At 61.5% G+C, this 265-nt stretch carries 1 protein-coding gene; it reads right to left on the bottom strand.

Annotation, left to right across the window (positions count from 1 at the left end; translation table 11 throughout):
- The coding region (dctP, locus tag AC0CH8_RS18910) for a TRAP transporter substrate-binding protein DctP (protein WP_465241202.1) at nucleotides 1-265 on the bottom strand (265 nt) is incomplete at both ends.

The following is a 265-nucleotide window of genomic DNA, read 5'->3' as shown; positions in this document are numbered from 1 at the left end:
CCACCAACCCCTTCTTGTTGGCGGCCTCATCGAGCTTTGCACCGACCGGGCCATCGACCACCTTGTAGGCATGTTCAAGATCGCGGAACAGGAAAGGCAGGCCGACCACGTTGAACTCCGGCACCACACCTGCAGTGCTGCCCTGGGAGTTGGTGCTGAAAGCAAGGGTGCCCAGGCGCATATTGGTCAGCGATTCGACATCATCGCCGAACTGCGCGCTGCCGCCCACCTCGACCTTGACCCGACCTTCGGTCTTCTGCTCGAC

The sequence above is a fragment of the Sphingomonas sp. AC435 genome (assembly GCF_979253005.1).
This window is presented reverse-complemented; position numbering and strand designations above follow the sequence as displayed.